Source organism: Paractinoplanes hotanensis (assembly GCF_023717965.1).
Taxonomy (GTDB): domain Bacteria; phylum Actinomycetota; class Actinomycetes; order Mycobacteriales; family Micromonosporaceae; genus Actinoplanes; species Actinoplanes polyasparticus.
Window position 1 is genome coordinate 1 of the sequence record NZ_JAMQOL010000033.1, and the last position, 7,541, is coordinate 7,541.

The 7,541-nt window shown below is 71.0% G+C and carries 6 protein-coding genes; 2 read left to right on the forward strand and 4 right to left on the reverse strand.

The window, feature by feature from the left end; genetic code table 11:
• Positions 1–871: 871 nt before the first annotated feature.
• Complete coding sequence (locus LXN57_RS23845; RefSeq protein WP_251800400.1) at positions 872–1,363, reverse strand: hypothetical protein; 492 nt, start codon at positions 1,361–1,363, stop codon at positions 872–874.
• Positions 1,364–1,688: 325 nt separating this feature from the next.
• Here LXN57_RS23845 and LXN57_RS23850 point away from each other — a divergent pair, with 325 nt between their 5' ends.
• A complete protein-coding gene (locus LXN57_RS23850) occupies positions 1,689–2,099 on the forward strand; it encodes a VOC family protein (RefSeq protein ID WP_251800401.1) in 411 nt (136 codons plus the stop codon).
• A 2-nt stretch (positions 2,100–2,101) separates the two neighbouring features.
• Here LXN57_RS23850 and LXN57_RS23855 read toward each other — a convergent pair whose 3' ends face one another.
• From LXN57_RS23855 to LXN57_RS23865, 3 genes are read right to left on the reverse strand one after another with little or no spacing between them, the layout of a single operon-like run.
• Positions 2,102–2,599: a DUF4233 domain-containing protein gene (locus LXN57_RS23855; protein ID WP_251800402.1), complete on the reverse strand. Its 498-nt coding sequence runs from the start codon at positions 2,597–2,599 to the stop codon at positions 2,102–2,104.
• Positions 2,596–3,921, reverse strand: a complete 1,326-nt coding sequence (locus LXN57_RS23860) for a bifunctional folylpolyglutamate synthase/dihydrofolate synthase (protein ID WP_251800403.1) — start codon at positions 3,919–3,921, stop codon at positions 2,596–2,598. The genes LXN57_RS23855 and LXN57_RS23860 overlap by 4 nt, the downstream gene beginning before the upstream one ends.
• The gene (locus LXN57_RS23865) at positions 3,918–6,548 is read right to left on the reverse strand and encodes a valine--tRNA ligase (RefSeq protein WP_251800404.1); all 2,631 of its coding nucleotides are present in this window, start codon (positions 6,546–6,548) and stop codon (positions 3,918–3,920) included. Before LXN57_RS23865 ends, LXN57_RS23860 begins: the two co-directional genes overlap by 4 nt.
• A 68-nt stretch (positions 6,549–6,616) precedes the next feature.
• Between LXN57_RS23865 and LXN57_RS23870 the strand changes: the two genes are divergently transcribed.
• A complete protein-coding gene (locus tag LXN57_RS23870) occupies positions 6,617–7,285 on the forward strand; it encodes a hypothetical protein (RefSeq protein WP_251800405.1) in 669 nt (222 codons plus the stop codon).
• The last annotated feature ends 256 nt before the right edge of the window (positions 7,286–7,541 follow it).

A 7,541-nucleotide genomic window follows, 5' to 3' on the forward strand; every position in this document is an offset into this window, starting at 1 on the left:
CCGCCGACCCGCCGCGTGCCGAGGGCTCGCCCTACGCCGACCCCTCTTGCGCCGCCGACACGTCGCGTGCCGGCGATCCGGCCTACGCTGCTGACTCGCCTTACGCCCCTGACTCGTCACGCGCTGGGGACTCGCCGTACGCCGACCCCTCTTACGCCGCCGACTCGGCGCGTGCCGGGGACTCGCCGTACGCCGCCGACACGGCCTACGCCGCCGGTTCGACGCGCGCTGCCGAAGGCGGCGGGTCCGGAGCGGGTACGGCGGCTACTGTCGGCGCGGCTGCCGGAGCTGCCACCGGCCGACGTCCCAGCCCGCGCCCGCGGCGGGGCACGGCAACCGCCACGGCCGAGCCAACCGCACCGTCGCAGCGCGAACCCCACCCCGACGACACCATCGAGACCGACCTTCCGCTCGACGATCCGGCCCCCGGGGCACCGTCGCCATACCGGCGGCCCGAGCCCACTGCCACGTCGACCCCGGCCACGCCATCACCGGTCGGCTCGTTCCCCACCGCTCCGCCGCCGTCGACCCCGCCGCCGACGGCTCCCCGGCCGGCCTCGGCCGCCCGCCCCGAGGCGCGACCCGGCCCTCAACCCGTTCCGGACGACGAGATCGACCTTCTCCTCGACGGCGACCCCGATCCAGCCCCGGAAGACGCGCCCGCCGCAGCCGAGGCTCGGCGCGAAGACCTGATCGCCCCACCTCCGGCCGAAGAGACGCCGCTCCGCCCCTCGACACGCTTCATGTCGAACGCGGCCCACGACGCCGCCGCCGAGTCGGCGGCGCCTGCAGCACCTGCCGCAGCCGCCGCACCTTCGCAGCGCACCCAGCCCCCTGCTGCCACCGCGGCCGCTGCGGCCGCCGCACCCTCTCAGCCCACCGGACCCGCCGCGCCTCCTCGGCCCACCGCAGCCGCCGCGCCTCCTGAGCGCGCCGAGCCCCCTGCGGCCGCCGAGCCGTCTGCAGCCACCGAACCGCCTGCAACCACCCCGCCTGACAAGGCCGGCAGCGGCGGGCTCCTGGCCGGTGCCATCGGCGTCGTCGCAGCGGCCGCGGCAGCCGTCAAGAAGGTCGGCCGAAGCGACGCCCCGCCCTCGAGGCAAGCGCCCATCGACGAAGAGACCTCCACTCGGGCACCCGTCAGCGCTTCAAGCCACGCGGCACCGCCGCCCGACGCACCCAGCAGCGCCTCAAACCGCTCAGCGCCGCCGCCCGAAACACCCAGCAGCGCTTCCACCGACCCAGCGCCGCCCTCCGAAGCACCCACCAGCGCTTCAAGCCACCCGGCGCCGCCCTCCGAAGCAGCCACCAGCGCTTCAAGCCACCCGGCGCCGCCGCCCGACGCACCCAGCAGCGCTTCCACCGACCCAGCGCCGCCCTCCGAAGCACCTGTCAGCGACTCGGACCGGTCCGCGCCGCCGTCGGCGGCACCTGCCAGCGCCGCAAACCAACCCGCCCCGCCACCGGCAGCAGCCGCCAGCGCCTCGGGTCAGCCGGCGTCGCCACTCGCGGCATCTGTCGCTGATTCGAGTGAGGCTGCGTCGCCGTCCGCCGAGAGGCCGAGTCATCCCAAGCCGTCGCCGGCTGCGGCGGCGCTTGCGGCAGCGGCGGCTGCCGCAGCGGCGGGAGACCGTGGCCCGTGGGGAGATCTCGCGGGCAAGTCCGAACCGGACGAGGGCGCCGCCGACGTGATCACCGCGTACCCCAGCGCCCGCCCCGGCCCGGCCGGCGCGATCCACGGCGTCGGCATCACGGTGCTCGTCACCGACCTCGCCCGGTCGGTCGGGTTCTACCGCGACACGCTGGGCTTCTTCGAGATCGACAGCGGCGAGGGCAGCGCCGTGCTGGCCTCGGGCGACACGCGCCTGGTGCTGCGGACGGTCAACGACCTCTCCAGCGAGGCCGGCCGACTGATCTACCTCAACCTCGAGGTGGGCGACGTCGAAGCCGTCTATCAGGAGCTTCAGGCCAAGGGTGTGGAGTTCGTCCACCCACCGCGCCCGGTCAACCGCGGCGACCGTCTCGAACTCTGGTCGGCCACGTTCCGCGACCCCGACGACCACAACATCGCCATCACCCAGTGGCGGGCCATCCGCTGACCCTAGCCGAGGATGGTGCGCCGCACGTAGAGGGCGTAGACCCAGGCACCACCGAAGATCAGGCCGAGCGCGGCCAGCGACCAGTGGAACAGGCCGCTGGCCAGCAGCAGGGCCTGAAGACCGGTGCCGGCGGTCCAGGCCCACGGGCGGCGCATCATGCCGGCCAGCAGGACGGCCACGACCGCCAGCGCGATCACCGACCCGACACCCCACCCACTGAGCTCGCCACCCATGATCCGGATCGGCTGGATGGCGAGCAGCAGCACAATGGCCTCCAGCACGAGCGTGCCCGCGCCCAGCCCGCGTACCGCCGCCTCCGGGTTGCGAAGCCCCGACCGCGGCGCCGCCTCCCCCGACTCGGACGGCGGAGCCGATGCGGACGACGGAGCCGATCCGGACGGCGAAGCCGATGCGGATCGCGAAGCCGACCCGGAACCCGGAGCCGGTACGCCCGGCTTTGAATCGGGAGCCGGTTCGCCGCTCGGCTCGGGCGACGTCATCGCTTCAGGAGCTTCCGCGCGTCGGCCACCGTGACCACCGACCCCGTGATGATCACGCCGACGCCGCTGAGCTCGCCGGACGCGTCCTCCTCGGCGATCACCACGGCCTCCTCGATCGCGTCCGGCATGTTGTGCGTGACCGTCACCCTGTCCTCGCCGAAGATGTCCGTCGCCAACTGCGCCAGCTCTTCCACCGGCATCGACCGCGGCGAGCTGTTCTGGGTGACCACGATGCGCGCCGCCACCGGCTCGAGCAGGTCGAGCAGGCCGGAGACGTCCTTGTCGCCCAGGACGGCCACAACCGCGACCAGGTGCCGGAAGGCGAACTCTTCCTCGAGCGCGGCGACCGTCGCCGCCATGCCGTGCGGGTTGTGCGCGCCGTCGAGCAGGATGGCCGGGGCGCTGCGCACCCTTTCCAGCCGGCCCGGCGAGTCGACGTCCGCGAACCCTTCGCGTACGAGCTCGATGTCCAGCTGCCTGTTGGTGCCGGCGCCGAGGAACGCCTCCACCGCGGCCAGCGCAAGCGCGGCGTTCTGAGCCTGGTGCGCCCCGAAGAGCGGCAGGAACACCTCGTCGTACACCCCACCGAGACCCTGCAGCCGCAGCACCTGACCGCCGACCGCCTGGGTGCGCTCGACCACCCCGAACTCGCTGCCCTCGCGGGCCAGGGTCGCGCCCATCTCGGCACAGCGCTCGAGGATCGGCCGCATGGCCTCCTCGGTCTGCAACGCCGAGATCACCGTGGCGCCCTTGTGGATGATGCCGGCCTTGGCCCAGGCGATGTCCTCGATCGTGTCGCCCAGCCACTCGGTGTGGTCGAGCCCGATCGGGGTCATCACGGCGACGCCCGCCTCGATGACGTTCGTCGCGTCCTCCTCGCCGCCCAGACCCACCTCGACGACGGCGATGTCGACCGGGGCGTCGGCGAAGGCCGCGTACGCCATGGCGGTCGTCATGTCGAAGTAGGTGAGCGGTTCGGCATTGCGGGCGTCGATCAGCTCGGCCAGGGGCGCGACCTCGTCGTACGTGGTCGCCAGCCCCTCCTCGGAGATCGGCTTCCCGTCGAGGCTGATCCGCTCGCGCACCGTCTCGAGGTGCGGGCTGGTGTAGCGGCCGGTGTGCAGGCCGTGCGCCCGCAGCAGCGCGTCGATCATCCGTGCCGTGCTGGTCTTGCCGTTGGTGCCGGTCAGGTGGATGGCCGGGTAGGCGCGCTGCGGGCTGCCGAGCACGTCCATGAGGTCCCGGATCTTCTGCATGTCGAAGGCCATGCGAGTGAAACCGCGCCCGTCGAGCGCGGCCACAACCTCTTCGTAAGTGCTCATGCTGATGGCAACGCTTTCAGAGCCGTGGCAATTCTCGTGAGATCCGCCTCGGCGGTGGTGAGCCTGTCTTTGATCTTGGTGACGACCTGTTCGGGCGCCTTGCCGATGAACGACTCGTTGCCGAGTTTGGCCCTGCACTGCGCCGCCTCCTTCTCGGCGGCCGCGCGGTCCTTCTCGAGGCGGGCCCGCTCGGCGGCGACGTCGATCGTGCCGCGGGTGTCGAGGTCGACCGTGATCGCCCCGGACACCGCCAGCGTCGCCGTGGCCGTGAAGTCGGCGCCGGGCGTGTCGAGGCGGGCCAGCGACCGGATCAGCGGCTCGTGCGTGTCGATGCCGACGTTGCCCAGGCCGGTGAGCGCCGCGGACACCCGCTGGCTCGGCTTGAGGCCCTGGTCGGACCGGAACCGCCGGACCTCGGTGACGACCTTCTGCAGGGCGGCCAGCTCTTCCTCGGCGGCGTCGTCGATCAGCCCCTTGTCGGCCGCCGGCCACGACGCCCGCACGAGCGTCTCGCCGCCGGTGAGCGCGATCCACAGCTCCTCGGTGACGAACGGGATGACCGGGTGCAGCAGACGCAGCAGCTGGTCGAGCACGTGACCCAGCACCCGCTTGGTCGTCTCGCCGCCCTCAGCGAGGACCGGCTTCGAGAGCTCCAGGTACCAGTCGCAAACGTCGTCCCAGGCGAAGTGGTAGAGCGTGTCGCAGACCTTGGCGTACTCGTAGGCCTTGAACTGCTCGTCGACCTCGCCGATCACGTGCTGCAAGCGGGACAGGATCCACTTGTCGATCGCCGACAGCTCCTCCACCGGTGGCAGATCGCCCTCGACGGTCGCGCCGTTCATCAGCGCGAAGCGGGTGGCGTTCCAGAGCTTGTTGCAGAAGTTGCGGGAGCCCTGGCACCACTCCTCGCTGATCGGCACGTCCGAGCCCGGGTTGGCCCCGCGGGCCAGGGTGAAGCGGGTGGCGTCGGCGCCGTAGCGGTCGATCCAGTCGAGCGGGTCGACGACGTTGCCGAACGACTTCGACATCTTCTTGCCGAGCCCGTCGCGGACCATGCCGTGCAGGTTGACCACGTTGAACGGCTGCACGTCGTCCATCGCGTACAGACCGAACATCATCATCCGGGCGACCCAGAAGAAGAGGATGTCGTAACCGGTGACGAGCACGCTGGTCGGATAGAACTTGGCCAGTTCGGCGGTCTGCTCGGGCCAGCCCATCGTCGAGAACGGCCACAGCGCCGACGAGAACCAGGTGTCGAGAACGTCCTCGTCCTGCGTCCAGCCCTCGCCGGTCGGCGGCTGCTCGTCGGGACCGACGCAGACCACCTCGCCGTCCGGCCCGTACCAGACCGGGATGCGGTGACCCCACCACAGCTGGCGCGAGATGCACCAGTCATGCATGTTGTCGACCCAGGCGAAGTAGCGCTTGGACAGTTCGGCCGGCTCGATGGTGACCCGGCCGTCGCGCACGGCGTCGCCGGCGGCCTTGGCCAGCGGGCCGGTGTTGACGAACCACTGGAGCGACAGCCGCGGCTCGACGGTGGTCTTGCAGCGCGAGCAGTGGCCGACCGAGTGCAGGTAGGGCCGCTTCTCGGCGACGATCCGCCCCTGCTCGCGCAGCGCGGCGACGATCGCCGGCCGGGCCTCGTAGCGGTCGAGCCCCTCGAACGGGCCGTGCACGGTGACGACCGCGCGCTCGTTCATCATGGTGATGCTGGGCAGGTTGTGCCGCTGGCCGATCTCGAAGTCGTTGGGGTCGTGGGCCGGGGTCACCTTGACCGCGCCGGTGCCGAACGACGGGTCGACGTGCTCGTCGCCGACGATCGGGATGCGCCGCCCGGTGAGCGGCAGCTCGACCTCGGTGCCGATCATGTGCTTGTAGCGCTCGTCGTCGGGGTGGACGGCCACCGCGGTGTCGCCCAGCATCGTCTCGGCCCGCGTCGTCGCGACGACGATCGCGTTGTCGCCCTCGCCGTAACGGATCGAGACGAGCTCACCCTCGTCGTCGGTGTGCTCGACCTCGATGTCGCTGAGCGCGGTCAGGCAACGCGGGCACCAGTTGATGATCCGGTTGGCCCGGTAGATCAGCTCGTCCTCGTACAGCCGCTTGAAGATCGTCTGAACGGCGCGGGACAGGCCCTCGTCCATCGTGAACCGCTCACGCGACCAGTCCACGGAGTCGCCCAGGCGGCGCATCTGCCCGAGGATGGCCCCGCCGGACTGCGCCTTCCACTCCCACACCTTCTCGACGAACTTCTCGCGGCCGAGGTCGTGGCGGGACAGCTGCTCGGCCGCGAGCTGGCGCTCAACCACGTTCTGGGTGGCGATGCCGGCGTGGTCCATGCCGGGCAGCCACAACACCTCGAAGCCCTGCATCCGCTTGAGGCGGGAGAGCGCGTCCTGAATGGTGTGGTCGAGCGCGTGGCCGACGTGCAGCGAGCCGGTCACATTGGGCGGCGGGATCACGATCGAGAACGCCGGCTTGTCGCTGGCCGGGTCGGCCGTGAAGTAGCCCTGCGATACCCAATTCTCGTACCGCCGCTGCTCTACCTCGCCCGGCTGGTACTGGGCGGAGAGGCCACCGGTGGGCCGGCTGTCGGGGGTGCGCTGCTGGGTCGTCTCGGTCACCCGACAAGTCTACGGATGCCGCGCCGGAACCCCGAAATCGCACCGCCACCCGTTGCTAGGCTCCTGCAATGCCCGAACCCGGCCCCAACCCGATCGACATCGGCACACCCCCGCCCGCCTCCAACGACGAGGACGCCGATCTTCTCCACCCCGACGACCTCCAGGCAACGGCCAAGGCCAAACCTCGAGGGCTCGTACGACGCGTGCTGATCTCGATTCTTCTGGTGCTAGCGGTGGTGGCGGTAGCGATGCTCGGGTTCACCAGCTGGCGGATCATCGCTCAGCGGCACGCCGAACTCGAGATCCAGCCGAGCGTGGGCCCGCTCAGCCTCGACTATTCGCAAGAGGGCGCCTCCACGGCCGACTATCTGCGCACAGCCCTGGCCGCCGAGGTCGACCTCGACCGCACCTATGGCGCGGTCTACAAAGAGGCCCCCGACAAGAACGTCCTGTTCCTGGCCGGCACCGGCCTGATCTGGACCCCCGGCCAAGACCTCGACGCCGCCATGAACCTGATCTCCGACGAGGAGGGCGCGGTGACCGACCTGAAAGACGTCGAAGCCGGCCCCTTGGACGGCACCATGAAGTGCGGCGTAACCAAGTCCGCCGACGGCGATCTGACGGTTTGCGGCTGGGCCGACCACGGCAGCCTGGCTCTGGCCATGTTCAACAACCGCACCCCCGAGGAAGCGGCCCCGCTGATGCTCGCCCTCAGAAACGCGACAGAGACCCGCTGACACTCCGCGACTCGACCAACAGCCCCGCAACACACAAACGCGTCCTCGCCCGAAACGAACCGTCTCGCCTCTGCCCGGTCGCAAGACGAACCGTCTGCTCTCGCCCTGGCTGACGAGACGGACTGTCTCGTCTCGCGGCCCGGCGGCGGTCGCGGGCCGATCTAGCGGCAGCGGCTGCCGGCTGCTCTTCGGCTGCTGTGAAGAATGGTCCGGAAATGGCAGTAGGCCCACCCCGCGATGGGGTGGGCCTACTGTT

What these genes read in the sequence shown, in the direction of transcription:
- LXN57_RS23855 (WP_251800402.1), bottom strand. Translation starts at nt 2,599, where the DNA reads ATGACGTCGCCCGAGCCGAGCGGCGAACCGGCTCCCGATTCAAAGCCG.
- LXN57_RS23860 (WP_251800403.1), bottom strand. Translation starts at nt 3,921, where the DNA reads ATGAGCACTTACGAAGAGGTTGTGGCCGCGCTCGACGGGCGCGGTTTC.
- LXN57_RS23870 (WP_251800405.1), top strand. Translation starts at nt 6,617, where the DNA reads ATGCCCGAACCCGGCCCCAACCCGATCGACATCGGCACACCCCCGCCC.